Origin of the sequence: Verrucosispora sp. TAA-831 (assembly GCF_050780145.1) — a bacterium.
Taxonomy (GTDB): domain Bacteria; phylum Actinomycetota; class Actinomycetes; order Mycobacteriales; family Micromonosporaceae; genus Micromonospora.
The window spans coordinates 2,294,268-2,319,420 of record NZ_CP192240.1 but is presented as its reverse complement, the minus strand read 5'-3'; the positions used below and the strand labels follow the sequence as shown (position 1 = coordinate 2,319,420).

The 25,153-nt window shown below is 72.2% G+C and carries 24 protein-coding genes, 1 pseudogene and 1 riboswitch; of the genes and pseudogenes, 3 read left to right on the top strand and 22 right to left on the bottom strand.

The window, feature by feature from the left end:
- Positions 1-39: 39 nt before the first annotated feature.
- On the top strand, positions 40-693 hold the full coding sequence (locus ACQVFL_RS10525) for a hypothetical protein (RefSeq protein ID WP_396699120.1): 654 nt from the start codon (positions 40-42) through the stop codon (positions 691-693).
- A 77-nt stretch (positions 694-770) separates the two neighbouring features.
- On the opposite strand, the gene ACQVFL_RS10520 is transcribed toward ACQVFL_RS10525, so the two are convergent.
- The 9 genes from ACQVFL_RS10520 to rpe form a co-directional block, all read right to left on the bottom strand.
- Positions 771-1,940 carry a helix-turn-helix domain-containing protein gene (locus ACQVFL_RS10520; RefSeq protein ID WP_431729253.1) on the bottom strand — a complete coding sequence of 390 codons (1,170 nt, stop codon included), beginning with the start codon at positions 1,938-1,940 and terminating at the stop codon, positions 771-773.
- 19 nt (positions 1,941-1,959) lie between these two features.
- Positions 1,960-2,127, bottom strand: a complete 168-nt coding sequence (locus ACQVFL_RS10515; RefSeq protein ID WP_396699116.1) for a hypothetical protein — start codon at positions 2,125-2,127, stop codon at positions 1,960-1,962.
- Between the two features lie 115 nt (positions 2,128-2,242).
- Positions 2,243-3,361: a helix-turn-helix domain-containing protein gene (locus ACQVFL_RS10510; protein ID WP_431729252.1), complete on the bottom strand. Its 1,119-nt coding sequence runs from the start codon at positions 3,359-3,361 to the stop codon at positions 2,243-2,245.
- Positions 3,362-3,637: 276 nt separating this feature from the next.
- A complete protein-coding gene (ribH, locus tag ACQVFL_RS10505) occupies positions 3,638-4,138 on the bottom strand; it encodes a 6,7-dimethyl-8-ribityllumazine synthase (RefSeq protein WP_396699112.1) in 501 nt (166 codons plus the stop codon).
- Positions 4,139-4,143: 5 nt separating this feature from the next.
- The gene (locus ACQVFL_RS10500; protein ID WP_396699110.1) at positions 4,144-5,403 is read right to left on the bottom strand and encodes a bifunctional 3,4-dihydroxy-2-butanone-4-phosphate synthase/GTP cyclohydrolase II; all 1,260 of its coding nucleotides are present in this window, start codon (positions 5,401-5,403) and stop codon (positions 4,144-4,146) included.
- A 76-nt stretch (positions 5,404-5,479) separates the two neighbouring features.
- Positions 5,480-6,085: a riboflavin synthase gene (locus ACQVFL_RS10495; RefSeq protein WP_396699108.1), complete on the bottom strand. Its 606-nt coding sequence runs from the start codon at positions 6,083-6,085 to the stop codon at positions 5,480-5,482.
- Positions 6,086-6,087: 2 nt separating this feature from the next.
- Positions 6,088-7,149, bottom strand: a complete 1,062-nt coding sequence (gene ribD, locus ACQVFL_RS10490; RefSeq protein WP_396699106.1) for a bifunctional diaminohydroxyphosphoribosylaminopyrimidine deaminase/5-amino-6-(5-phosphoribosylamino)uracil reductase RibD — start codon at positions 7,147-7,149, stop codon at positions 6,088-6,090.
- A gap of 145 nt (positions 7,150-7,294) precedes the next feature.
- A riboswitch (FMN riboswitch) is annotated at positions 7,295-7,467 on the bottom strand.
- Between the two features lie 57 nt (positions 7,468-7,524).
- Positions 7,525-8,505 (bottom strand): GGDEF domain-containing response regulator, encoded by a 981-nt coding sequence (locus tag ACQVFL_RS10485; protein ID WP_396699104.1) that lies wholly within the window; start codon positions 8,503-8,505, stop codon positions 7,525-7,527.
- Between the two features lies 1 nt (position 8,506).
- Positions 8,507-9,187, bottom strand: coding sequence for a ribulose-phosphate 3-epimerase (rpe, locus tag ACQVFL_RS10480; RefSeq protein ID WP_431729251.1), 681 nt, complete (start codon positions 9,185-9,187; stop codon positions 8,507-8,509).
- 246 nt (positions 9,188-9,433) lie between these two features.
- Between rpe and ACQVFL_RS10475 the strand changes: the two genes are divergently transcribed.
- Positions 9,434-10,321, top strand: coding sequence for a septum formation family protein (locus ACQVFL_RS10475; protein ID WP_396699100.1), 888 nt, complete (start codon positions 9,434-9,436; stop codon positions 10,319-10,321).
- 72 nt (positions 10,322-10,393) lie between these two features.
- Positions 10,394-11,278: a septum formation family protein gene (locus ACQVFL_RS10470; RefSeq protein WP_431729250.1), complete on the top strand. Its 885-nt coding sequence runs from the start codon at positions 10,394-10,396 to the stop codon at positions 11,276-11,278.
- Between the two features lie 18 nt (positions 11,279-11,296).
- On the opposite strand, the gene ACQVFL_RS10465 is transcribed toward ACQVFL_RS10470, so the two are convergent.
- The 13 genes and pseudogenes from ACQVFL_RS10465 to ACQVFL_RS10405 form a co-directional block, all read right to left on the bottom strand.
- Positions 11,297-12,754, bottom strand: a complete 1,458-nt coding sequence (locus ACQVFL_RS10465) for an RsmB/NOP family class I SAM-dependent RNA methyltransferase (RefSeq protein WP_431729810.1) — start codon at positions 12,752-12,754, stop codon at positions 11,297-11,299.
- Positions 12,709-13,635 carry a methionyl-tRNA formyltransferase gene (gene fmt, locus ACQVFL_RS10460; protein WP_396699096.1) on the bottom strand — a complete coding sequence of 309 codons (927 nt, stop codon included), beginning with the start codon at positions 13,633-13,635 and terminating at the stop codon, positions 12,709-12,711. The genes ACQVFL_RS10465 and fmt overlap by 46 nt, the downstream gene beginning before the upstream one ends.
- Before the next feature lie 4 nt (positions 13,636-13,639).
- Positions 13,640-14,200 (bottom strand): peptide deformylase, encoded by a 561-nt coding sequence (gene def / locus ACQVFL_RS10455; RefSeq protein ID WP_396699094.1) that lies wholly within the window; start codon positions 14,198-14,200, stop codon positions 13,640-13,642.
- A gap of 43 nt (positions 14,201-14,243) precedes the next feature.
- Positions 14,244-15,513, bottom strand: a pseudogene (locus tag ACQVFL_RS10450) (cytochrome P450).
- A gap of 56 nt (positions 15,514-15,569) precedes the next feature.
- Complete coding sequence (locus ACQVFL_RS10445; RefSeq protein WP_431729249.1) at positions 15,570-16,553, bottom strand: AAA family ATPase; 984 nt, start codon at positions 16,551-16,553, stop codon at positions 15,570-15,572.
- A 281-nt stretch (positions 16,554-16,834) separates the two neighbouring features.
- On the bottom strand, positions 16,835-18,847 hold the full coding sequence (locus ACQVFL_RS10440; protein WP_431729248.1) for a primosomal protein N': 2,013 nt from the start codon (positions 18,845-18,847) through the stop codon (positions 16,835-16,837).
- Between the two features lie 65 nt (positions 18,848-18,912).
- On the bottom strand, positions 18,913-20,106 hold the full coding sequence (gene metK, locus ACQVFL_RS10435) for a methionine adenosyltransferase (protein WP_431729247.1): 1,194 nt from the start codon (positions 20,104-20,106) through the stop codon (positions 18,913-18,915).
- Positions 20,107-20,193: 87 nt separating this feature from the next.
- Positions 20,194-21,405, bottom strand: coding sequence for a bifunctional phosphopantothenoylcysteine decarboxylase/phosphopantothenate--cysteine ligase CoaBC (gene coaBC / locus ACQVFL_RS10430; protein WP_431729246.1), 1,212 nt, complete (start codon positions 21,403-21,405; stop codon positions 20,194-20,196).
- A 13-nt stretch (positions 21,406-21,418) separates the two neighbouring features.
- The gene (gene rpoZ, locus ACQVFL_RS10425) at positions 21,419-21,682 is read right to left on the bottom strand and encodes a DNA-directed RNA polymerase subunit omega (RefSeq protein WP_007075826.1); all 264 of its coding nucleotides are present in this window, start codon (positions 21,680-21,682) and stop codon (positions 21,419-21,421) included.
- Positions 21,683-21,734: 52 nt separating this feature from the next.
- A complete protein-coding gene (locus tag ACQVFL_RS10420) occupies positions 21,735-22,268 on the bottom strand; it encodes a guanylate kinase (RefSeq protein WP_396698951.1) in 534 nt (177 codons plus the stop codon).
- 25 nt (positions 22,269-22,293) lie between these two features.
- Complete coding sequence (mihF, locus tag ACQVFL_RS10415) at positions 22,294-22,611, bottom strand: integration host factor, actinobacterial type (RefSeq protein ID WP_117229171.1); 318 nt, start codon at positions 22,609-22,611, stop codon at positions 22,294-22,296.
- Between the two features lie 171 nt (positions 22,612-22,782).
- Positions 22,783-23,619 carry an orotidine-5'-phosphate decarboxylase gene (gene pyrF, locus ACQVFL_RS10410; RefSeq protein WP_431729245.1) on the bottom strand — a complete coding sequence of 279 codons (837 nt, stop codon included), beginning with the start codon at positions 23,617-23,619 and terminating at the stop codon, positions 22,783-22,785.
- 75 nt (positions 23,620-23,694) lie between these two features.
- Positions 23,695-24,969: an adenosylmethionine--8-amino-7-oxononanoate transaminase gene (locus ACQVFL_RS10405; RefSeq protein WP_396698947.1), complete on the bottom strand. Its 1,275-nt coding sequence runs from the start codon at positions 24,967-24,969 to the stop codon at positions 23,695-23,697.
- Between the last annotated feature and the right edge of the window lie 184 nt (positions 24,970-25,153).

The following is a 25,153-nucleotide window of genomic DNA, read 5'->3' as shown; positions in this document are numbered from 1 at the left end:
ATCCTGGGGCGACACGCCTCACCGACGGGAGACCTCCTGGTGATCTGGATCATCGAAAGCGAGAGCAAGCTGAGCCGCGAGTTCGCGGCCGACCTCAAGCGCCTGCGGGGCAACGAGGCGGTCGCGGTACACACCGGCCGATCCGTGCTGAACAGCAAGATCGCCGAGATGCGGACCCGGCTCGCGCCCCCGCTCGCGCCCGGCGAGCCGGTGCTGGTCCTCGCCCACTCCGGCTACGCGCTCGACGACCGGCACCACGAGGAGCGGCCCTGGGTCGGCGGGCGCTGGCTGGACGAGTTCGTGCAGGACGTCACGGCGAAGTTCACCCCCGCCGGCATCAGCGGCCGTACGCTCTGGTTCCTCGTCTGCCACACCGGGCACGACGTCGCCACGCTGGGTAACCTGCTGGCCGCCGCCGGGGTGAACGACGTGACGATCTACATGCCGACCGACTTCATGTACATCAGCAAGCAGGGAATCCCGCACGTCCTCATCAGCGAGGCCGACCTCGAATCCGTGAACAAGGACGTCGCGAAGTGGGACGGTGACTACATGAGCATCTCGGGCTCGCAGCCCACCGGGGCCTACTGGGCCGGCTGCACGGTCCGCAACCAGGTGGTCACCACGCTCGGCGCGCGGACGGTCGAGGAGGCCGTCCGGGAGCAGTTCGACCCGGAGGAGGACGAAGCCTGAGCCGCCGACGCCGGGGACCCGGACACGGTCCCCGGCGATCAGGCGACGGCTGGTCTCTGCGAGGGCCGGGTCCCGATTCACGGCGTTCGTCGCGTCACGCCGACAAGCGTCGCCAGTCGCGCGACGTCGGCCGCTGCTGGTGAGCCCCGGGCGATCTCGGCGATCAGCGTACGAGCCAGCGGACGGCACCGGACCTCTGCCGGTGCCGTCCGATGCGCCTCGACCAGCGTGCGGCCGGCCCCCCGCAGGTCACCCGCTTGGAGGTACGCCCGCGTGGCGTCGAGGAGGTAGGCCGCCTGATACTCCCCGGGCAACCGCCGCAGCAACCCCCGTCGCAGGATGTTCTCGTGCCGAAACAGAGCGTCGCCGATATCGCCAAGTTCAGTCGCCACGACCACCCGGGCCATCTCCACTGCCGTCATCCCGAAGGTGACGTGGCAATCCGCACCCCCGTCTCTGATCCGGTTGGCGATTCCAGCAGCCTGCTCGATCGACGCCACCGCACCAGACGTGTCCGAGGCGGCGGCAGCAGCCATCGCGGCTTGCAGCAACAGCGTGCCCCGCACGGACAGATCTCCCGCTCCCGCCTGCCTCTGGTCGACACAGCGTGCCGCAGCGATCGTTGCCGTCATCGCAAGCTGATTCCGGCCTGCGGCCCGCAAGGCTTGACCGAGTGGGATCGCAGCGGTTGCCGCCAGCAACGGATCGAGGTTCGCGACGGTCACTGCCCGGTCTGCCACCAGCCATGCCAGAGCGACCTCGCCGATCTTCACCGACACCAACGAGGTGATCCGGTACGCCTGCACCAGGAGTTCGACTCCTGCCCGGACATCGGACCGATGTGTGTGCTGCACGGACACCAACAGCTCCGGAAGTGTCCGCAACACCTGCGGGTAATGAGCATGGTGATAGGTCAACCAGGCATGCGTGACCTGTCGCCGAACCTCTTCGACACTCCCCGACCGACTCGAAGGGCTGGGCCGGAACACGTCATGGCAGGCGATGACGGCATAGACCTTGTCCAACCCGTCGGCCCTGTCGCTGACCGTCGATGAGAGCCCGTCGACGTTGCGACCAAGCAGCACTGCTGGATCAACCCGCAGGACCCGCGCGATCTCCTCGATCAGGGGGTACCGGTCGAGAGCACGGGCACCTCGCTCCACCTTGTCGACCCAACTCTTCGACTTTCCCAGCCGATCGGCCAGCATCTGCTGGGTCATCCGCCGCCGTACCCGCCACTGCGCCATCCGACGCCCTATCGGCACCTCACTCCGCACGACGACCCCGGCCGACCCGACGCGCGCGGGTCGTCTCCTCGGCCGGTATCCGCTCCGCCTCGGCGAGATCGAGAATCCGCTGCTTTGCGGCCTCCCGCTCGGCCGCCTCGATCTGTTCGCCACGGCTCGCTGATGCCTGATGGTCTCTGCTGCCCATTTCCCGACCCTTCGACGAGGGCGCGGCGACAAGACGATGGAGGATGAACCCTGCCGCCGTCACCCTCGATCGTCCTGGGATCACAGAGAGCAAGTCGAGCGAGTCGCCTCGTCCGCTACGGCATGCCGGACAGGGCGAGTTGGCGGACAGCCGCAATGACCTCGTTGGTCAGCCGTCGAGACGCGGAGGCAACGGCTATCTGATCCGCCGCTGCCAACGTCTCGCCGGCCACTGTCAGGTCGCCAGCCTGCCCCTGCGCGATGGCAAGGTGCACGAGGTTGCGCCCGTGCCAATCCGCTCCGGCCGCCTCCTCGCTCACCCCTGCGACACCCGCCATCAGCAGTTCCAGCGCCCGGTCGTTCGCACGGCTGTCGGTCGCGCCGAGGTAGCGCCACGCGATGCCGTGCTGCACGGCGAAGAACGACGGCGTGTACCAGTAGCCCCACGGGGACAACGGCCCCTCCGCAGCCTGGTCTGCCAACTCGGACGCCTCGGCCAGACAGCTACTCACTTCCGCGGCAGCCGCGCCCGCCATAGCCAATCCTCTAGCCTCCTGACCTGCGCAGTAGGCACGCAGCGCGGCATCGACGCTGTCGTCCCGTCGAGCGGCGCGGGACAGTCCGACCATTGCCGGCAGGTCACCCTGCCACTCCGCTTGGTGGCCCTGAAACGACAGCACAGTGGCGACTAGATTCTTGTTGCCGGCCTCGTTCGCCCATTGCAGAGCCCGCGCGTGCCAGCTAGTCGCCGCACGCGCGTCCCCTCGGGCGATACCCAGCCATCCCGCGAACTGTGCCCACTGAGCAGCCATGTCCACCATCTCGGCTCTCGCCCCCACAGGTGCGTCGCGCAGCAGGGACACCACCGTGTCGAGTTGCACACGGACCGCTCCCATCACGGGTCCGGACCCGATGGCGTCCTCCAGGCGGCGGTAACCCGCGAGGAGATTGCCGAGAGCGTTGACCGCAGCGGAATCGACGCAGTGGGGCCGCAGCGCCGCAAATGCCAGCCGCTCCCCCACTTCCGGAGCCGTCGACACCATTCCGGCCAATGCTCCCTGCGCCTGGAGCGCGCGGTCCAGCCGGGCCGCGATCTCCACCGTGGGTTTGGTCTGCCCCGACTCGAACTGGTGAATCAGGCTCTTGCCGTGGTTGACAACGGCGGCCAACTGTCGCAGGGACAGCCCTCGGTCCTCACGTAGCCGCCGCAGTTCAACGGCGAAACGCGGATCCACAATCGTGCTCGCGCGCGGAGGCATATCCCGGTCCCCTTGTCGTCCGGACCTGTCCTAGGACTTGGCGTCGGGATCCGCCACTTCACCCTGAGACAATTCGCCTCTGCTGGCCGATCTCGAAAGGCCACGTTCCGATCCGCGTAGGTACTCACGAAAGAGAGGAGGAAGCAGTTCCCACCGACATCCTCCACCGATTCATTGATCAATTGAAGCGGCGGCTCGCACTTCTCCACTGCCCGCGTACACCCCTCCGTCGCCGGAGGGGTGCCGGGCGGGTCAGACGCCGAAGCCGACGCGTTGGTTGCCGACGGTGGCGACCTGCCGGACGGCCAGCGCCGCGTCGAGCGCGGCGACGGTGGCCGCCCAGCCCTTGTCCTCGGCGGAGCCGGGCAGACCGGCCCGGTCGCGGGCCTGCTCGATGGTGTCGACGGTGAGCACACCGTGCGCCACCGGTTTGCCCTCGTCCAGCGCGATCCGGGTCAGCCCGTCGGTGACCGAGCGGCAGACGTAGTCGAAGTGCGCGGTCGCGCCACGGATCACCACGCCGAGCGCCACCACCACGTCGCAGCGGCGGGCCAACGCCTGCGCCACCACCGGCAGCTCCACCGAGCCGGCCACCCGGGCCGTCACGGCCCGCGCGCCGCACGCCTGCGCGGCGGCGACCGCCCGCTCCAGCATGTGGTCGGTCAGCTCACCGTGCCACCGTGCGGCGACCACTCCCACGGTCATCCCGGACGCGTCGACCGGGGTCGTGCCCGGCTCGCCGAAACCCGCCATCTCGCCTACGCTCCGATCTCTTTGCCGGCGACCGGGCGGCCCATCGGGGCCTCCGACACCTCGTCCAGGTCCAGCAGGTGCCCCATCCGGTCCCGCTTGGTGCGCAGGTAGCGCACGTTCTCCGGGTGCGGGCGCACCGGCAGGCCCTCGCGGCCGGTCACGGTGAGCCCGTAGCCCTCCAGTCCAGCCCGCTTGGCCGGGTTGTTGGTCAGCAGCCGCATCGTGCGGACCCCGAGGTCGTAGAGGATCTGCGCGCCGGTGCCGTAGTCCCGGGCGTCGGCCGGCAGGCCCAGGTCCAGGTTCGCGTCGACGGTGTCCCGGCCCTGGTCCTGCAACTGGTACGCCTGGAGCTTGTGCAACAGGCCGATGCCGCGCCCCTCGTGACCACGGACGTAGAGGACCACGCCCCGGCCCTCCCGGGCGACCCGCTCCAGCGCGGCGTTGAGCTGCGGCCCGCAGTCGCAGCGCACCGAGGCGAAGACGTCGCCGGTCAGGCACTCGGAGTGCACCCGCACCAGCACGTCGCGCCCGTCGCCGATGTCGCCGATCACCAGCGCCACGTGCTCGGCCGTGTCGTACTCGCTGCGGTAGCCCAACGCCCGGAACACCCCGTGCTCGGTGGGCATCCGCGCGTCGGCGACCAGTTCCACCTGCTTCTCGGTACGCCGCCGGTAGGCGATCAGGTCGGCGATGGTGATCAGGGCCAGCGAGTGCTCGGCGCGGAACTTCTCCAGGTCCGGCAGCCGCATCATGGTGCCGTCGTCGTTGACCAGCTCGCAGAGCACACCGGCCGGACGCAGCCCGGCCAGCCGGGTCAGGTCCACGGCCGCCTCGGTGTGCCCCGGCCGACGCAGCACCCCGCCGGTGCGGGCCCGCAGCGGCACCACGTGCCCGGGTCGGGCCAGGTCGGTCGGGTCGGTGGCCGGGTCGGCGAGCAGCCGGATGGTGTGCGCCCGGTCGGCGGCGGAGATGCCGGTGCTCACGCCCTCGCGGGCGTCCACGGTCACCGTGTACGCGGTCTGCCGCCGGTCCTGGTTGGTGTGGTGCATGGGCGGCAGGTCGAGCCGGTCGCACTCGTCCTCGGTGAGCGGTACGCAGATGAAGCCGGAGGTGTGCCGCACGGTGAACGCGAGCAGCTCCGGGGTGGCCAGTTCGGCGGCGAAGATCAGGTCGCCCTCGTTCTCCCGGTCGGCGTCGTCGACCACGACGACCGGTCGGCCGGCGGCGATCTCCGCCAGCGCGTCCTCCACACTGTCGAAGGTCATGCCGTCACTCCGCTCCGCTCCGTGCCGCCATGAGGCAGCGCCACACCGCACCGATGATTCGCTCGCTGACGCTCGCTCATGCCGTCACCTCCTTGGCGGCGAGCAGGCGCTCGACGTACTTGGCCAGGACGTCGGTCTCCAGGTTGACCGGGTCGCCGACGGTCCGGCCGCCGAGCGTGGTCAGCGACAGCGTGGTGGGGATCAGGCCGACGGAGAACCAGTCGGCACCGACCTCGGCCACGGTCAGCGACACCCCGTCCACGGTGATCGACCCCTTCTCCACCACATACCTGGAGAGCGTGGCGGGCAACCGGAACCGGACCGTCTCCCAGCGCGGCGCCGCTTCCCGGGAGAGCACCTCGCCCACCCCGTCGACGTGCCCCTGCACCAGGTGACCGCCGAGGCGGCTGTTGAGTGCGGCGGCGCGTTCCAGGTTGACCGGGTCACCGGCGCGCAGCGCGCCCAACGCCGTGCGCCGCAGCGTCTCGCCCATCACGTCGGCGGTGAACACCCCGCCGTCGACCTCCACCACGGTCAGGCAGACGCCGTTGACCGCGATCGAGTCGCCGTGTCGGGCGTCGGAGGTGACCAGTGGGCCGCGTACGGCGACCGTGGCCGAGTCCTGTGCCGTCGGGGTGATCCCGACGACCTCGCCCAGTTCCTCGACGATGCCGGTGAACATGCCTAGCCCTCCCTCTTTCGGGGCAGCGCGGTGATCCGCAGGTCGGGACCGATCTGCGTAACGTCGGTGAGTTCCAGGTCGATGGCCTCGGCGATGGTGCTCACCCCGGCGTCGACCAGGGCGGCGGGTCCGGCGCCGAGCAGCCGGGGCGCGAGGTAGCCGACGACCCGGTCGACCAGGCCGGCGGCGAGGAACGCCCCGGCCAGTCGCGGGCCGCCCTCCAGCAGCACGGCGCGTACCCCGCGTCCGTGCAGCGCGGCCATCAGCGCGAACAGGTCCACGCGGCCGTCCGGGCCGGCGCCCACCTCGGCGGTGGTGGCGATCCAGGTCCGGGCCGCGCCGTCGCGGACCGTGGCGTCGGCCGGGGTACGCCCCGACGAGTCCACCACCACCCGCAGCGGCTGTCGGATGGCGAGGGTGCCGTCGCGCAGGTTGCGGACGGTGAGCCGGGGGTCGTCGGCGAGCACGGTGCCGACGCCGACGACCACCGCGTCGACGGTGGCGCGCAACGCGTGCACGTCCATCCGGGCCGCCTCGGAGGTGATCCACATGCTGGTGCCGTCGGCCGCCGCGGAGCGGCCGTCGAGCGTCGCGGCATACTTCCAGATCACGTAGGGCAGGCCCCGGCGCATGGCGGTCAGCCAGGCGATGTTGCCGTTCTCCGCCTCGGTGCCGCGTACCCCCAGGTCGACCCGGACCCCGGCGGCCCGCAGGGTGGCCGCGCCGCCGGTGGCGACCGGGTTGGGGTCCGGTACCGCGATCACCACCCGGGCGACCCCGGCCTGGACCAGGGCGGCGCTACAGGGGCCGGTGCGGCCGGTGTGGTCACAGGGTTCCAGGGTGACGACCGCGGTGCCGCCCTTGGCCCGCCGCCCGGCCTGCGCCAACGCGACGATCTCGGCGTGCGGACCGCCGGCGTACGCGTGGAAGCCCTCGCCGACCACCTCGCCGTCGGCGTCGAGCAGGACACAGCCGACGACCGGGTTCGGACTGGTCGTGCCGAGCCCGCGCGCCGCGAGCTCGATCGCACGACGCATCGCCTCGTCGACGGAGACGCTCGCCATCACCTGGCCCTGCCCTCTCGCTCTGCTCGCGCGGGCAGGAAGATCGACTCGCGAGCAGGCGGCGCACGTCCGGGTACGGCACAGCCGCCCCCGGCAGACGGTGGACACGCCGGGAACCCGGCGAACCACACGCCCGTGCCGTCCCGCGCGCTGTCTCCCATCCGGACTGTCTGGGTGCGGACCTGCCGCCCCCAACCGTCGGCCCCGGATTCTCACCAGGTCCACCGGGCGGACGAACCGCTCCCGGGTCGCGGGCTTACCACGGTCGGACCGTGGATCACCGCCGGTTCGGAATCTCACCGAGTCCCGCCAGCGCGTGGTGGGTACTGAGGGAAGTCTTACACGCTCGGGCGGGTTCTGCGCCACCCCGGCGAGCTACTTCACATGTCGGTGACCGGGATCGGCGACGCCCCGACGGCGGTCCACCGCCACGTACGAGCCGGGTTGGCTCTTGGCCACGGTCTTCATCTCCGAGGCGATGGTCATCGCCTCCAGGGGGTCGGTGAGGCGTTTGTCCCGGTCCGAGACGGAGACCCCGATGGAGAGCGTGACCAGCGCGGCCCGGCGGACGTTGCCGCGTCGGTCCTTCAGCTCCACGTAGCCGCGTTCCCGGTCGGTCGGGTCGTAGAGCGCGTCGGCGGCCTTCTCGAAGTCCGCCGACACCCGGGAGGTGAGCGGCAGAACCTGCTCCGGGGTGCAGACGAAGACGAAGTCGTCGCCGCCGACGTGCCCGAGGAAGGCCGGGGGCAACGCGACCGAGACCACCGCCCGGTGCAGGCTGCGGGCCAACGCGGAGATGAACCCGTCGCCCCGGGAGAAGCCGTACCGGTCGTTGACGCTCTTGAACCGGTCGATGTCGATGTAGCCGACGGCGTAGTCCGAGCCGACCCGGATCCGGTCGGCGATCTCCCGCCGGATGCGGCTGTTGCCGGGCAGCCCGGTCAGCGGGGAGACCTCGCGGAACTCCTTGTTGCGCCGCAGCGTGGAACTGACCCGGGCCACCAGCTCGGCGGTGTCGAACGGCTTGACCAGGTAGTCGTCGGCCCCGGCGCTGAGCCCGTGGACCTTGTCCACGGTCATCCCCTTGGCGGTCAGCATGATCACCGGCAGGGCGGCGGTCATCGGGTCGGCGCGCAACCGGCGGGTCAGCTCCAGCCCGTCCACCCGGGGCATCATCAGGTCCACCACGGCCAGGTCGGGCCGCTGCCGCTCGATCACCTCGAGCGCCTCCTGACCGTCACCGGCGAGCACCACCTCGAAGCCGTGCAGGCGCAGGTTCACCTCGACGAAACGGGCGATGTCCCGGTCGTCGTCGACGACCAGGATCACGTCCTTGTGTTCCCCGGCCGGCTCCACCTCAGGCCCCGGGCGCCGCGCGCTCCGCGAGGGCGCGCAGTCGGCGTACCGCCTCGGCCGGGTCGTCGGCGCCGTAGACCGCGGTGCCCGCGACGAAGGCGTCGGCACCGGCCGCGGCGGCCTGCTCGATGGTGTCGGCGGCGATCCCCCCGTCCACCTCGATCCGCAGTTCGAGATGGCCGGCGTCCACGTGCCGCCGCGCGAGCCGGACCTTCTCCAGCAACTGCGGCAGGAACCGCTGTCCCCCGAAGCCGGCCTTGATGGTCATCACCAGCAGCGTGTCGAAGCTCGGCAGCAGGTCGAGATACGGCTCGATCGGGGTGTCCCGGTCGATCGCCAGCCCGGCTTTGGCACCGGCGGCGCGCAGGTCCTTGGCCAGGGCCGCCGGGTCGTCGCACGCCTCGGCGTGGAAGGTCACGTTGTACGCGCCGGCGTCGGCGTAGCCGGGGGCCCACCGCTGCGGGTCCTCGATCATCAAGTGCACGTCGAAGGGCAGCCGGGTGGCGGCCCGCAGGCTCTGCACCACGGGCAGCCCGATCGTCAGGTTCGGCACGAAGTGGTTGTCCATCACGTCGACGTGCAACCAGTCCGCGGCGTCCTCGACGGCGCGGACCTCTTCGGCGAGACGGGCGAAATCGGCGGCGAGGATACTGGGCGCGACGATCGGCGGCGGTACGGTCACTGGGCCAGTGTACGAACGCGGCCGGCGGTCGCGGCAGCGCGCCACCAACGGGGACGCCCGGTGACTCGGGCGTGACCATTGGTGCAGAATGACCCCCTTCGGACTAGTGGAACCGGACGAAGCGGGGACTCGACTGGCCATTAGTCCGAATCGCGGCAACACTCCATCGGGGACGGTGACGGTAACGTGCAGGCCGGTGGGCACGGGATCCGACAGCCGGGCGACGGTTCCCGGAAAGGGCGGACGATGCGACGGTGGCTCGCGGCGCTGGCGCTGGCCGGCGCGGCTGCGATGGTGCTCAGCGGCTGCGTGCGGCCGGGTGGCACGGACGGCGACATCACCAACGGTTGGCCCGCCCTGCGGGCGCCGACGATGTTCGTCCCGGCCACCGACGCCTGCCTGCCCCGGATCACCGCGATCGTGCAGGCGAGCACGTACGAGACGGTGGACTGCGCCCGCAACCACCTCGCCGAGGCGGTCCACGTCGGTGCGTTCACCGGATCGGCGGCGCGGGGACGGCGACCGGAGCCGGGCTCGGCGGCGCTGCGGACCGCGCGGGCCGAGTGCGACCAGCGGGCCCGCCTGGTGCTCGGCGGCGACTGGCACACCGCACGGCTGACGATGAACATCGCGCTGCCCTCGGTCTCCGCCTGGAACAGCGGGGCCCGGTGGTTCCGCTGCGACCTGAGCGAGACCGACAGCATCGACAACACCCGCCCGGTCAACCGCACCGGCAGCCTGCGCGGCGCCCTGATCGGCGACTCGCCGCTGGTGCACCGCTGCTTCGACCCGAAGCTGATCGGCGACAACCTCAACTACATGGCCCCGGTGCTGTGCACCGAACCGCACCGCGCCGAGTTCGTCGGTGTCTACGTCGAGCAGGACATGAGCTGGGAGAAGTTCGTCGCCTCCTCGGCCCAGGCGCACCAGCGGTGCATGGAGCTGATCGCCTCCTTCGCCGACGTGCCGAACAACGCCGACCTGCCGTACCGGGCCGGCTCGATCTTCTACCCGCCGTCGCAACGCGAGTGGGAGGAGGGCGACCGGGGGGTGCGGTGTTTCCTGTGGAGCGACGACCGCAAGCTGACCGGTTCGATGCGCGGCGTCGGCCCACAGGGACTACCCGTCACCTGACCACGGTGCCGTATGCTCCCGCACCGTGGCGTGCCGTGTCCGCGGTCACGCGCGGCAGGAGGTCGACGGGGGATGCGACGGTGGTGGATCGGAGTCGCGCTGGGCGCGGTGACGCTGGCGCTGGCCGCGTGCAGCACCAGACCGGCCGGCGTCGACGGTGACCTGGTCGACGACTGGCCGGTGATGGCCGCGCCGGAGGTCTTCACCCCGGCGGCGCAGACCTGCCACCCGCAGCCGCAGGACGTCGGCTACCTCAGCGGGTACGCGCCGGTGGACTGCGCGCAGCCGCACCGGGCCGAGACGCTGCACGTGGGCCGACTGACCGAGGCGGGTGGGACGACGCCGCCCGAGGAGGGCAGCACCGCGATGCGGACCGCGTACCGCGAGTGCGACCGGGCCGTCCGCGGCGTGCTGGGCGGCGACTGGCGGACCGCCCGGATCGGGCTGACCGTCGTCCTCCCGTCGCCCCGCGCCTGGACCGGCGGGGCGCGCTGGTTCCGCTGCGACGCGCACGAGACGGATGCCCTGGACACCCCGACCCCGGTCCGCCGCACCGCCAGCCTGGCGGGCACGCTGGACGGGTCGTCGTCGCTGCGGCACCGCTGCTTCCGGGCCGAGACCAAGGGCGACGAGGTCACCGAGATGGTCGCCGTGAAGTGCAGCGCCCGGCACCACGCCGAGTTCGTCGGGGTGTGGAAGTCCCCGGCCAAGAGCTACGCCGCGTTCGAGAAGGACACCGCGCGGGCGCACCGCGGCTGCCTCAGCCTGATCGCCACGTACGCCAAGGTGCCCGACGACGGCAACATGCAGTACCGCGCCGGCACGGTCTACTACCACCCCTCCGAAGCGGAGTGGCGCAACGGCGAGCGTGGGGTGCAGTGCTTCCTGTGGCTCAACGACCGCACCCTGACCAAGTCGGTCAAGGGCGGCGGCAGCCGAGCCCTGCCGATCGGCTGACCGGCGGGCCCGGCGCGCTCAGGTACGGCGCAGCAGCGCCAGGAACATCGCGTCGGTGCCGTGCCGGTGCGGCCAGAGCTGCACGGTCGGCCCGTCACCGAGGCCGGGCATGCCGGCCGGCAGCAGCGGTCGGGCGTCCACGAAGTCCACCGGCGCCCCGCAGCGGCGGGCCGCCTCGGTGACCGTCACGTGTGTCTCCACCACGTGCGGCGAGCAGGTCACGTACGCCACCAGGCCGCCCGGCCGGACCGCCCGGAGCCCGGCGATGAGCAGCTCGCGCTGCAACCGGGTCAGGGCCGGCAGGTCCGAGGGCTGGCGTCGCCAGCGCGACTCGGGACGGCGGCGCAACGAGCCCAGGCCGGTGCAGGGCGCGTCGACCAGCACCCGGTCGAAGTGCTCCTCCGCAAGTTTCGGCTCGCTGCCCACCAGCCGACCGTCGGTGTTCAGCACGGTCACCGGCAGCCCTCGGGTCGCGTTCTCGACCAGCCGGGCCCGGTGCTCGGCCACCTCCACCGCGGTCACTCGCGCGTTGCGCTGCGCGGCGATCGCGCCGAGCAGCCCCGACTTGCCGCCGGGACCGGCGCACAGGTCGAGCCAGCGGCCGTCCGGCCCGTCCAGCGGCGCGGCGGCCAACGCGTCGGCCACCAACTGGGAGCCCTCGTCCTGGACGTGCGCCCGGCCGTCGGCCACCGCCGCCAGGTCGCCGGGGGCACCGCCGCCCAGATAGACCGCGTACGGCGAGAAGGCACCCGGTGCGCCACCGACCTCGTCGGCGAGGTCGACGGGGTCGGCCAGTCCGGGCCGCGCGCACAGGTGCACCGGCGGACGCTCGTTGTCCTCGATCAGCAGTCGGGTGGTCTCGCCGAGATCGCCGTCGAGCGCCTCGGAGAACGCCCGGACGATCCACTGTGGATGACTGTAGGCGAGGGCGAGGTGACCGATCGGGTCGGTCTCCAGCGGCGGCGCCAACCGGGCCACCCAGGCGTCGCTGTCGCGTTCGGCGACCTCGCGCAGCACGGCGTTGGCGAAGCCGGTGGCCCCGGGACCGACCACCCGGACCAGGTCGACGGTGGACGAGACCGCCGCGTGCGCGGGCACCCGGGTGTGCAGGAGTTGGTAGGCGCCGATCCGCAACGCGTCCCGCACCGGCGGATCGATCCGCTGCACGTCCCGCCCGGCGGCGGCGGTGAGGATCGCGTCGAGCGTGCCGACGTGCCGCAGCGTGCCGTAGGTCAGCTCGGTGGCGAAGGCGGCGTCCCGACCGATCAGTCCCTCGTCGCGCAGGATCGCCGGCAGCACCAGGTTGGCGTACGCGTCGTCCCGGTGCACCGCCGCGACCGCCTCGTACGCGGCGTGGCGGGGCCGGTCCGCGGCGTTGCGCCCGCTGCGGGGCCCTCGGCGCTCGGGCCCCCGACGGGTGCTGGTCTCCCTCACGCCAACTCCTCCCCGGTGGCGACCCGGACACCCCGTGCCCAGTCGGTCGCCGGCATGGCCCGCTTGCCCGCCGCCCGCACCTCGCCGAGGCGGACCGGGACGGTGGCCGTGCCGGCCAGCACCCGCGCCTTCTCCACCAGCAGCTCACCGGGCTTGAGATCGGGCCCGTCGGGTGCCGGGGTGACCGGACCGAGCTTCACCCGCTCGTCCCGGAAGGTCGTCCACGGGCCGGGGGCCGGGGTGCAGGCGCGGATCCGGCGGTCCACCGCGAAGGCCGGATCGGCCCAGCGCACCCGGGCGTCCTCGACGGTCAGCTTCGGGGCCAGCGAGACACCGTCGGCGGGCTGCGGCTCGGCCCGGGCGGTGCCGTCCTCCAGCGCGTCCAGCACCGCCACCAGCAGCCCGGAGCCGCTGTCGGCCAGCCGCTCCAACAGGTCGCCGGAGGTGTCGACGGGTCGGATCTCGTCGGTCAGGGTGCCGTACACCGGCCCGGTGTCCAGCCCCTCCTCCAACTGGAAGACGCTGGCGCCGGTCAGCTCGTCGCCGTGCAGCACGGCGTGCTGCACCGGCGCGGCGCCCCGCCACGCCGGCAGCAGCGAGAAGTGCAGGTTCACCCAGCCGTGCCGGGGGATCTCCAGCGCCACCGGAGGCACCAGCGCGCCGTAGGCGACCACCGGCACGCAGTCCGGGGCCAGCTCGCGGAGCCGGTCCAGGAACTCCGGCTCGCGGGGACGGGCCGGGGTCAGCACCTCGACGCCGTGCTCGTCGGCCCAGGCGCCGACCGGTGAGCGTTGCAGGCCACGACCGCGTCCGGCCGGGGCGTCCGGGCGGGTCACCACGGCCACCAGCTCGTGCCGCGAGGCGGCCACGGCGGCCAGGGCGGGGACGGCGACGGCCGGCGTACCGGCGAAGATCACGCGCACCGGATCACCGACCCAGACCGAAGGGGCTGCCGCCGCCGTGCGGGCTCAGCTTGACGGTGGGCGGGGCGGCGGCGTCGTACCACTCGGCCTGCCGGATCGCCTTCATCGCCTCCTTGCGGCCGGCCTGGTCGAGCCGGTCGATGAAGAGCACCCCGTCCAGGTGGTCCGTCTCGTGCTGCACGCACCGCGACATCAGACCGGTGCCGACGATCTGCATCGGGTCGCCGTGCCCGTTGAAGCCCTTGGCGATCACGTTCTGCCGCCGCTTGGTGTCGAAGTACAGACCGGGGATGGACAGGCAGCCCTCCGGGCCGTCCTGCTCCTCCTCGTCGGGGAACTCCAGCACCGGGTTGACCAGGTGGCCGAGCACGTCGTCGACGTCGAAGGTGAACACCCGCAGGCCCACCCCGAGCTGCGGGGCGGCGAGGCCGGCGCCGTTGCGCTCACGCATGGTGTCGGTCAGGTCGGCGATGAGCGTACGCAGCTCGACGTCGAAGTCGACCACCGGATCGGCCGGCGTGCGCAGCACCGGGTCCCCGAACAGACGGATGGGCTGAACGGTCACGCGGGTCGGCTCCTTAACGGTGGGACGGGAGTGCCGTACCAGTCTACGGAGTGCCCGCGGAGGCACCGGTCGGCGCACCACGATCGGCGTACGGCGCCAGCTCAGGCGACGGTGACCGGCAGGGTGTCGTACCCGCGCAGGGTCAACCGGGTGCGGTGCCGGGGCGTGCCGGCGGGGGCCAGCTTGGGCAGCCGCCGCAGCACGGCGGGGAAGGCCACCTGCGCCTCCAGCCGGGCCAGTCCGGCGCCGAGGCAGTAGTGCGGGCCGGCCCCGAAGGAGAGCGGGCCGAGCTGTGCCCGCCACGGGTCGAACCGCGCCGGGTCCGGATACCTCCGGGGGTCGCGGTTGGCCGCGCCGACCAGCACCAGCGTCCAGCCTCCGGCAGGCACCTCGACGCCACCGAGGCGGACGGTCGCGGTGCTCGTCCGGGTGGTCAACTGCACCGGCGAGTCGTAACGGAGCAGCTCGTCGACGTAGGCCGGGGCGTGCTCCGGGTGGCGGCGCAGCACCTCGGCCTCCCGCTCGTGCGCCAGCAGCACCGCCAGACCGTTGCCGAGCAGGTTGGTGGTGGTCTCGAAGCCCGCCACGAGCAGCACCACCAGGTTGGCCAGCAGCTCCTCGCCGGAGAGCCGGTCACCGGCATCGTGCGCCTGCACCAGCGCGGTGGTCAGGTCGTCGGCCGGCTGCCGGCGGCGGGCCGCCACCAGCGCGGTGAAGTAGTCGCGCAGTTCGGTGGCGCCCGCGTCGGCCACGGCCAGTTCGGCCGGGGTGATCTCGGGTTCCAGCACCCCGGTCAGGTCCGCCGCCCAGCGCCGGAACAGCGGGCGGTCGGCGGCCGGTACGCCGAGCAGCTCGCAGATCACCGCGACCGGCAGCGGGTAGGCGAACTCGGCCATGAAGTCGACGGCTGCCCCGTCCCGGCCGACCGTCGCCATCGCCGTGATCAGCTCGTCGGCCTGGGCGGCCACCACGTCGCGCATACCCGCGATCCGGCGTGGGGTGAACGCGCCCGCCGCCAGCCGCCGCATCCGGCTGTGGTCCGGCGGGTTGGTCCGCAGCATCGACCGGGCGATCGACGACAGCGCCGGACTCTCCCGCCACTGCGGCAGGACCTGGTCGCGCAGGTCGCCGTCGAGCACCTGGAACCGCGAGTCCCGGAGCAGTTCGTCGGCCTCGGCGTACCCGGTCACCACGTACAGGCCCGGACCGGCCGGGACGACGTGCCCGAAGGCGCGCATCCGCTCGTACGTCGGATAGGGATCGACCCGCCCGGTGGGCGACATGAGTAGCGCGAGCGTGCCGGCGGCGTCCATGGCGGCCTCCTCGGGGTCGGGAGGCTCCATCATGCCCGCGCCGTCACTGCGGTGGTTCAGACCGTGGTGCCGGACTCCCCCGCCAGCACCGCGTCCCCGCCGAGCAGCGCGTGCTCCGGCAGCGGCAGGCGGATGTCGTGGGCGGCCTCCCAGTCGTGGATCAGGCTGGGCCGGACCTGCGCGGCGAAGTAGTCGATCGCACTCATCCCGCCCACCACGGGCTCGTCGACCTCGGCGACCAGTCGGCCGGGCACCAGCCGGAACCCGCCGCGCAGCGCGGCGCTGAGCCGACGGTGCCCGTTGACCACGAAGAAGTACTCGCCGGTGTAGCCGATCTCCAGCGGCTCCAGGGCGGTCTCACCGGCGGCGACGACCTCGTCGACGGCCGTGGAGTCCCAGAGCCCGCGCAGCTCCGTGACCTCCTCGGTCGGATAGACCCGGCCCGGGTCCAGCAGCAGCAGCGGCGGCGCGGCGCGCAGCACCGCCGGGGCGAGTCGGCCCTCGTACGCGTCGATGATCCGCTCGATCACCTCGTCGGCGGGTGCCCGGGTGGTGTCGCAGACCAGGTCGTAGTTGCGCAGCCGGGCCTTGTCCACGCCGTAGCGGACCACGAACCGGTTGCGCTCGCTCTCGCTGCGTTCCCGCAGCTTGAGCTTTGCCTCCTCCATGGAGGTGTAGCTCTCGGCCGGGCCGGAGGGCCGCAGCAGCACCCGGCGGGCCGCCTCACCCGGCTCGGTGATCATGTGCACCTTGAGCGCGTCGGTGAAAAAGTGCCAGGCCAGCCGGGAGTCCATCACCAGGCTCTCGCCGGAGGCGGCGATGTCGCGCTGGAGTTGGTCGACGTAGCCGTCGACCGCCTGGTCGAGTTCGGCGTGCAGGTTGAGCTGGAGCGCGGTCATCTGACGCTCCTGGGCCATCTGCCGGTACAGGTCACCGACGCTGACCCGGCGCAGGCCGAGCCGCTCGGCGATCACCACCGACACGGTGCTCTTACCGCTGCCGAGGTCACCGTTGAAGACGATCGACTGACGAACGGTCACGACTGGTCCACCCCTGATCACCGGCTGTACTGGATCGTCATCGTTATCGCGCCGGACCGACCCGGTCCCGCCGTCACCACGCCCACCGCGACCGCTCCGGCTCGACGTGCCTGACGCCGCGTCACGACCTGGACTCGTCGTGCGCCCCGGCATGACGGGCGATGCTACCACCTTGACCACGGGACTCCCGCGCGCGCAACTCGGGGACGGCGCGTCGACACCCACCGCGAAGGGCACGTCACATGCGGCGACCGGCAGTCACGTAGAGTGATCAGGCGGCGTCAGAACAGCGCGAGCGGGTCGACCTGGAGGCGTACCGGCTCGGCGGCCTTGCGCGCGGTCCGCACCCCCGCCGCCGTATGCAACGCCTCGGCCATCGCCGCCGCCCGTGCCCGGGGCACCCGGACCAGCATCCGTTCCCGGTCGTCGTCGGCCGGCACCGGGCCGAGCACCTCCGCCCCGTCCGGCAGGCGCGCCTGGGCCAGCAGGTCGGCCACCGCCACCGGCAGCCCGGTCACACTGGCCATCCGCACGGCGGGTGGGAACCCCAGCTCCCGCCGCTCGGCCAACTCCCGGGCGGCGAACCAGCCCGGGTCCCAGCGCAGCAGCGCCTGCACCGGCGCGAGCCCGCCGTCGGCGACCACCACCACCCGACCGCCTGCCGCCGCCGGCCGGGCCAGCGCCGCCGCCGCCGTCCAGCGCCGCAGCGCCTCCTCCCCCGCCCGCAGGTCGGCCCGGGTGAGCATGGCCCAGGTGTCCAGCAGCAGCACCGCGCCGTAGCCGCCCTCGGCCACCGGTTCGGCGCCCGGCGTGGCGATCACCAGCCCGGCGCCGCCGGGCACGTCGGCCAGCACCTCCTCCCGCCCGGACGTGCGTACCGGCACTCCCGGGAAGGCCCGACCCAACTCCTCGGCGGTACGCCGGGCACCGGTGACCGAGGCGCGCAGGCGCCGTCCCCCGCAGTGCGGGCAGGCGTACGCGGCGGCGACCCGGCCGCACCAGCGGCAGGCCGGCGGCCGACCGGCGGAGGCCAACGCCAGCGGCCCGGCACAGTGCGGGCAGCGGGCCGGGGTCCGGCAGTCCTGGCAGGCCACCGAGGGCAGATAGCCCCGTCGGGGCACCTGCACCAGCACCGGCAGATCCGCCCGCAACGCCTCCCGGGCGGCCGTCCAGGCCAGGCTCGGCAGCCGCGCGGTCGCCGCGCCCGGATCGCGGGCCAACTGCGGGTCGTCGCCGGTCGGCGCCACCGCCGGGGTACGCGCCCGCAACACCGCCCGGTCCGCGACGACCTCCCGGGCCCAGCCGGTCTCCACCAGCAGTTGCGCCTCGGCGGTACGCGCGAAGCCGCCCACCAGCGCCGCCGCGTCGTCGAGCTGGGCCCGGGTGAGCAGCACCTCCCGGGCGTGCGGGTACGGCGCACGAGGCTCGGCGTGCAGGTCGTCGCCGTCGTCCCAGACGGCGACCAGGCCCAGCCGGGCCACCGGGGCGAACATGGCCGCGCGGGTGCCGATCACCACCGGGGCGGCGGACCGGCGGGCGGTCAGGAAGGCCCGGTAGCGACGGGCCGGACCCAACGCGGCCGACAGGCACACGTGCCGCCCGACGCCCAGCGTGGCGGTGAGCGCGGCGTCGAGCCGGTCCAGGTCCCGGCCGTCGGCGACCACCACCAGCGCACCTCGGCCGGAGGCCACGGTGGCGGCGACGGCGGTGGCGTAGCGGGCGGCCCACTCCTCCCCCGGCAACGCCGACCACACCGCCCGGGGAGAGCGCCCCTCGGCCAGGGCGCGCAGCAGCGCCGGTCCGGCCGGGTAGTCCCGCCATCCGCCCGGGTCGGGCGCTCCGGTGCCCGGGGAGGCCTCGGCGGCGCGGGTGGCTTCGGTGGCCGTCGCCGCCACACCGTCGGTCGGTGTCTCGGCAGGTGGAGGCGGCTCGGCAGCCGTCGCTGGCTCGGCGGGCGGAGACGGCTCGGCGGGCGGGGTGAGGATCTCCTTCTCGACCCGGGCGTGGCGGGGTGGCACGGCGAGGCGCAGCACGTCGGCGAGGCTGCCGGCGTACCGGTCGGCGACGGCACGGGCCAGCCGGGCCACCTCGGGGGCCAGCACCGGCACCGGCGAGACCACCTTGGTCAGGTACAGCGGCTTCGGGTGGTCGGAGCGGTCGGCCCGCGCCAGCACCCAGCCGTCGACGAGTTGACCGGCGAAGCGGACCTTCACCCGGGCGCCGGGGACCGCGTCGTCGGCGAGGTCCGCCGGGACCAGGTAGTCGAAGAGGCGGTCCAGGTGGGGCAGCGGCACGTCGACGCAGACGCGAGCGACCGGCGACCCGTCAGCGGGCCGCCGGTCGTCACTGCCGCCGCCGGTCAGGCTCCCGCAGCCGACTTGAGATCAGCAGCCCGATCCGTGTTCTCCCACGTCAGATCCGGCAACTCCCGACCGAAATGCCCATACGCCGCAGTCTGCCCATAAATCGGCCGCAACAGATGCAGATCCCGAATGATCGCCGCCGGACGCAGATCGAACACCTCCGACACCGCCTTCTCGATCGACGCCACCGGCACCGTCTCCGTACCGAACGTCTCCACGAACAAACTCACCGGATGCGCCTTACCGATCGCATACGCCACCTGCACCTCACACCGCTCCGCCAACCCCGCCGCCACCACGTTCTTCGCCACCCACCGCATCGCATACGCCGCCGACCGATCCACCTTCGACGGATCCTTACCCGAAAACGCCCCACCACCATGCCGCGCATACCCACCATAGGTATCCACAATGATCTTCCGACCCGTCAACCCCGCATCACCCATCGGACCACCGATCTCAAACCGGCCCGTCGGATTCACCAACAACCGATACCCCTCCACCTCCAGACCCAGACCCTCCAACTCCGGCCCGATCACATGATCCCGCACATCCGGCGTCAACAACGACTCCAACGAGATGTCCGCCGCATGCTGCGACGACACCACCACCGTGTTCAACCGCACCGGACGCAAACCCTCATACTCGATTGTCACCTGCGTCTTACCATCCGGACGCAGATACGGCACCGTCCCATCCTTCCGCACCGCCGACAACCGCCGCGCCAACCGATGCGCCAACGCAATCGGCAACGGCATCAACTCCGGCGTCTCCGAACACGCAAAACCAAACATCATCCCCTGATCCCCGGCACCCTGCGCATCCAACGCCGACTCCGACGACCCCGTCCGCAACTCGAACGCGTTATCCACACCCTGCGCAATATCCGGCGACTGCGCCCCAATGGAAATACTCACCCCACACGACGCCCCATCGAAACCCTTCTTCGACGAGTCGTAGCCGATACCAAGAATGGTCTCGCGGACGATCGACGGAATGTCGGCGTACGCCTTCGTGGTCACCTCGCCCGCCACATGCACCTGACCAGTCGTGATCAGGGTCTCCACCGCGACGCGGCTGTGCGGGTCCTGGCCGAGCAGGGCATCGAGGATGCCGTCGCTGATCTGGTCAGCGATCTTGTCCGGGTGGCCTTCCGTGACCGATTCGGACGTGAAGAGGCGGCGTGTCACGGCACTCCTAAGTTTGGGACGTCGTTCCGCGGCAGTCTAGTCACTCACCGCCGAGCGCCGGGTCGATGGTCAGCAGGTGGATCGTGGTCAGGAGGAGCCGTCGGCGAGCCGGGCGACCACCAGGTCCCACACCCCGTCGGCGAGATCCTCCTTGGACTGTTCGGGCATCCGGGTGACCGAACCGTCCGCGCCGATGACGGTGGCCGCGTTGGTCTCGGCACCGAAGACCTTGTCCGTCCCGACCTCGTTGATCACGATGAGGTCGGCCCGTTTGCGGGCGAGCTTGGCCCGTCCGTTGGCCTCGGCGTCACCGGTCTCCGCGGCGAACACCACCAGCAACTGCTCCGGTCGGCGGCTCCGGCCCAGCTCGGCGGCGATGTCCGGGTTGGTCACGAGCGCGATGCTGGGCGCGGTGCCGTCGTCCGACTTCTTGATTTTGCCAGGCGCGTACGTCGCGGGACGGAAATCGGCCGGAGCCGCCGCCATCACCACCGCGTCGGCGTCGACGGCAGCCGCGAGCGTGGCGTCGCGCAGCTCGCCGGTGGTGCCGACGCGGACGATGTCCGCCCCGGCCGGGTCGGGCAGCTCGACGTTCGCCGAGATCAGCGTGACCCGGGCACCCCGAGCGACCGCCGACCGCGCGAACGCGTACCCCTGCTTGCCGGAGGACCGGTTGCCGAGGAACCGCACCGGGTCCAACGGTTCGCGGGTGCCGCCGGCGGTGACGAGGACGTGCCGGCCGGCCAGGTCGGCGGGGGCGTCGACGCCCCGGCGGAGCGCGCGGCGGGCGACCGCGAAGATCTCGGCCGGGTCGGGCAGGCGGCCCTTGCCGGTGTCGACACCGGTGAGCCGCCCCACCGCCGGTTCGATGACGAGTACGCCCCGGGCCCGCAGGGTCGCCACGTTGGCGACGGTGGCCGGGTGCTCCCACATCTCGGTGTGCATGGCCGGTGCCAGCACCACCGGGCAGCGGGCGGTGAGCAGGGTGTTGGTGAGCAGGTCGTCGGCGAGGCCGTGCGCGGCCTTGGCCAGCAGGTCGGCGGTGGCGGGTGCGACCACCACCAGGTCGGCCTGCTGACCGAGGCGGACGTGGGGCACCTCGTGCACGTCGGACCAGACGTCCTCGGCGACCGGCTGACCGGAGAGCGCCGCCCAGGTCGGCGCGCCGACGAACCGCAGCGCGGCGGCGGTCGGCACGACCCGGACCTGGTGGCCGGACTCGGTGAACCGGCGCAACACCTCACACGCCTTGTAGGCGGCGATGCCGCCACCGACACCGAGGATGATCCGGGCGCTCATCGACGCGCGGAGCCTACGGCTGGTCGGTCGGCTCGGCGGTGAGTAGGCCGGCGTTGATCTCGCGCATCGCGATCGAGAGCGGCTTCTCCTGCGGAGTCGTCTCGACCAGGGGGCCGACGTACTCCAGCAGGCCCTCGCCGAGCTGGCTGTAGTAGGCGTTGACCTGACGCGCGCGCTTGGCCGCGAAGATGACCAGCGCGTACTTCGACGTCGTCTTCTCCAGGAGCTCGTCGATCGGCGGGTTGGTGATGCCTTCGGGGTTGGCGATGGATCCCACGGATTAACCTCTGCGTCTTTCGCACGGACCGCGTGTCACGCGGTGCCGGCGCTCAACCGCGCGGACGCGGCCGGGCCGGAGCCAGGAATGAAGAACCGAGCAACCTTACCAGCTCGTCCACCACGTGCTCAGTGTGGTCATGCGACACGCTGCGGTCGAAAGCCGCCAGGGTGGCCGTACCCGGACGACGACCGGGCGGATGGAGTAGGACGAGACGCGCGTCGGGTACCACCGCGCGGACCAGCAGCGCCCCGTCGAGGTCGAGCGGGAGCAGGACCGGCGATCCGGCGGCGAGCCGGTCCCGGACCGGCGCCAGCTCCGTGCCACGCCGGTACGCCCCGATCCGGCTCCATTCCAGCAGTTCGCCCCGGGCCACCCGGCGGTCGAACTCCAGCGGGGCGAGGAAGTGCCGGTGGACGCCCTCCAGCTCGTCTTCCCGGCGGGGCCGGGTGGTGACCGCGAGCGGCGTCCACACAGACGGAGAACGCGCCCGGACCAGCTCGACGACACTCTCCCTACCGGCGCCGGATGGGCCGGCCAGGACAGTGAGCCGAGCCGCCGGGCGCGCCTCGTCATCCAAGCTCACTGCTTGTTTCTACACGCAGCCGTGCTCAGTTGGCGGCGAACTCCCCAAGCAGGGCCTTGCGCTGCTGTTCGCCGAGGCCACGCAGGCGACGGCTGTCGGCGATCTTGAGCTTCTCCATGATCTGGGTGGCTCGGATCTTGCCGATGCCGGGCATCGCCTGCAGCACGGCCGACACCTTCAGCTTGCCGACGACGTCGTCGGACTCGGCGCGCGCAAGAACGGCTCCGAGGGTGGTCTTGCCCTGCTTGAGCTGCTCCTTCAGCTCGGCACGGGCTTTGCGGATCTCCGCAGCCTTCTCCAGCGCGGCTGCGCGCTGCTCAGGGGTCAGTGACGGGAGCGGCACCAGTTCTCCTCAGGTCCCTATCGCGACGGGCGGGACGCACCGCCGCATCTGTGAAACGTGGTGTCGCTGTGAACCAAGGGGTTCCCAGCGCGGGGAAAACTAGCGGTCAACGGAGCTTTCGGCAACGTGGGCGCGCAATGATCACCGCAAAGTGACCGAGCCGTCAGTCAGTCATGACATCGTCAGGGCCGCCCGGCAGTCCGCCACGGCGCGCTCCGCGGCGGCCCGCAGCGCCTCCGGGCGTGGGCCCGCTCCCAACACCTCCCGGGAGTACGAGGGGAGCACCGAGGTAAGGGCCGAACCGAAGACGACCCGTAGATCATCGGCCGTGGCGCCCTGCGCGCCGAGCCCGGGTGCGAGCAGCGGACCGTTCACCGCGGAGAGGTCGCAGCCGGTCTCGCCGACCGTCGCACCGACCACCAGACCGAAACTTCCGAGCGGCTCCGCACCCGCGTTGAGCTGGGAAATCTCGTCGATGACGGTCTGCGCGACGGTGCGTCCGTCAGCACCGCGAGCGCGCTGGACCGAGGCGCCCTCGGGGTTGGAGGTGAGCGCCAGGACGAAGACACCGCCGCCGTGCTCGGCGGCCAGCTCGAACATCGGACCGAGCGAACCGACGCCCAGGAACGGGCTCGCGGTCACCGCGTCGACATACACGGGACTGGATGGATCGAGATACGCCGAGGCGTACGCGCGGACGGTCGAGCCGATGTCGCCGCGCTTGACGTCCAGCAGAACGAGCGATCCGGAATCTCGTAACTGTCGGATAGTTGACTCAAGTACTGCCACCCCTTGGGACCCGAATCGCTCGAAGAAGGCCGACTGGGGCTTGAACACCCCAACCCGGTCACCGAGGGCGTCCACCACGGTCCGGGCGAAGCGACGCAGCCCGTCGACGTCGTCGTCCAGCCCCCACTTGGCCAGCAGTTCCGGATGGGGATCGATCCCGACACAGAGTGGACCCCGCTCGTCGACCGCCCGGCGCAGCCGCGCCCCGAAGCTCTCCATCAGCCAGCCTTCCTCTCGTCCTCAACCTGTCGCGCTCGTCTACTCAACCTGCGTCACCGAACCGCGTCGACCTACTCAGCCCACCCTGATAGCAGCCGCGACACCGCTCGTCACCAGCGCCAGATCGGCGTCCGAGGTGACGTACGGCGGCATCGTGTAGACCAGGTCCCGGAACGGCCGCAGCCACACTCCCTGCGCCACCGCGGCGGCCGTGGCCGCGGCGACGTCCACCTCGTGGTCGAGCTGCACCACGCCGATCCCGCCGAGCACCCGCACGTCCGCCACACCCGGCGCATCGCGCAGTGGCTCCAGTCCGGCGCGCAGACCCCGTTCGAGCCGCGCCACCTCGCCGACCCAGTCCCCGGCCCGCAGCAGACCCAGCGAGGCGTTGGCGACCGCGCAGGCGAGCGGATTGCCCATGAACGTCGGGCCGTGCGCCAGGACCCCACCGCTCCCGATGCCCCGCGCCACCTCCGGCGTGCAGAGCGCGGCGGCCAGCGTCAGGTAGCCGCCGGTCAGGGCCTTGCCGACGCACATCACGTCCGGGGTGACCCCGGCGTGCTCGGCGGCGAACATCGTCCCGGTCCGACCGAAGCCGGTGGCGATCTCGTCGAAGATCAGCAACACCTCGTGCGCCCGGGTCACCTCGCGCAGCACCCGCAGGTAGTGCGGATGGTGGAAACGCATCCCGCCGGCCCCCTGGACCACCGGCTCGACGATCACCGCCGCCAACTCGTGGGCGTGCCGCTCGACCGCCTCCACCAACGCCGCCTCGTACGCCGGGTCCGGCTCGGACGCGAAGCCACCGGGCGGCACCGGGGCGAACACCTGCCGGGGCAGCACGTCGCCCCAGAGGTGGTGCATGCCGCCCTCGGGGTCACAGACGCTCATCGGGTGGAACGTGTCCCCGTGGTACCCGCCCCGCCAGGTGCCCAGCCGGCGGCGCTCCGGCCGACCGACGGCCCGCTGGTACTGCAGGCACATCTTCACCGCGACCTCGACGCTGACCGACCCGGAGTCGGCCAGGAACACGTGCGCCAACCCCTCCGGCGCCACCTCCACCAGGGTCCGGGCCAACCGCACGGCGGGCTCGTGGGTCAGCCCGCCGAACATCACGTGACTCATCCGGCCGAGCTGGTCGGTCACCGCCGCGTCCAGCACCGGATGCCGGTAACCGTGGATCGCCGACCACCAGGACGACATCCCGTCGACGAGCGTGCGGCCGTCGGCCAGTCGCAGCCGTACGCCCTCGGCCTCGGTCACCAGGTACGGCGGCACCGCCGGCGGCAGTGCCGCGTACGGGTGCCAGACGTGCGCCGCGTCGGCGGCGAGGATCTCCTCCGGCGTCATCCGCCCTCCCTGTCCACGCTGCCCGTGCCCACTCCCGCTCCCGCCTCCGGTAGCGGGAACTCGCCGTCCTCGCACCCGCCCCGCACTCCCCTGTGGCCCCTTAGCTCTGCGTCGACCCACGCACTGGTTCGCGGCCGGAACCGATGCGTGGGGTGACGCAGCGCAGGAGCGGCGGGCCGGCCTC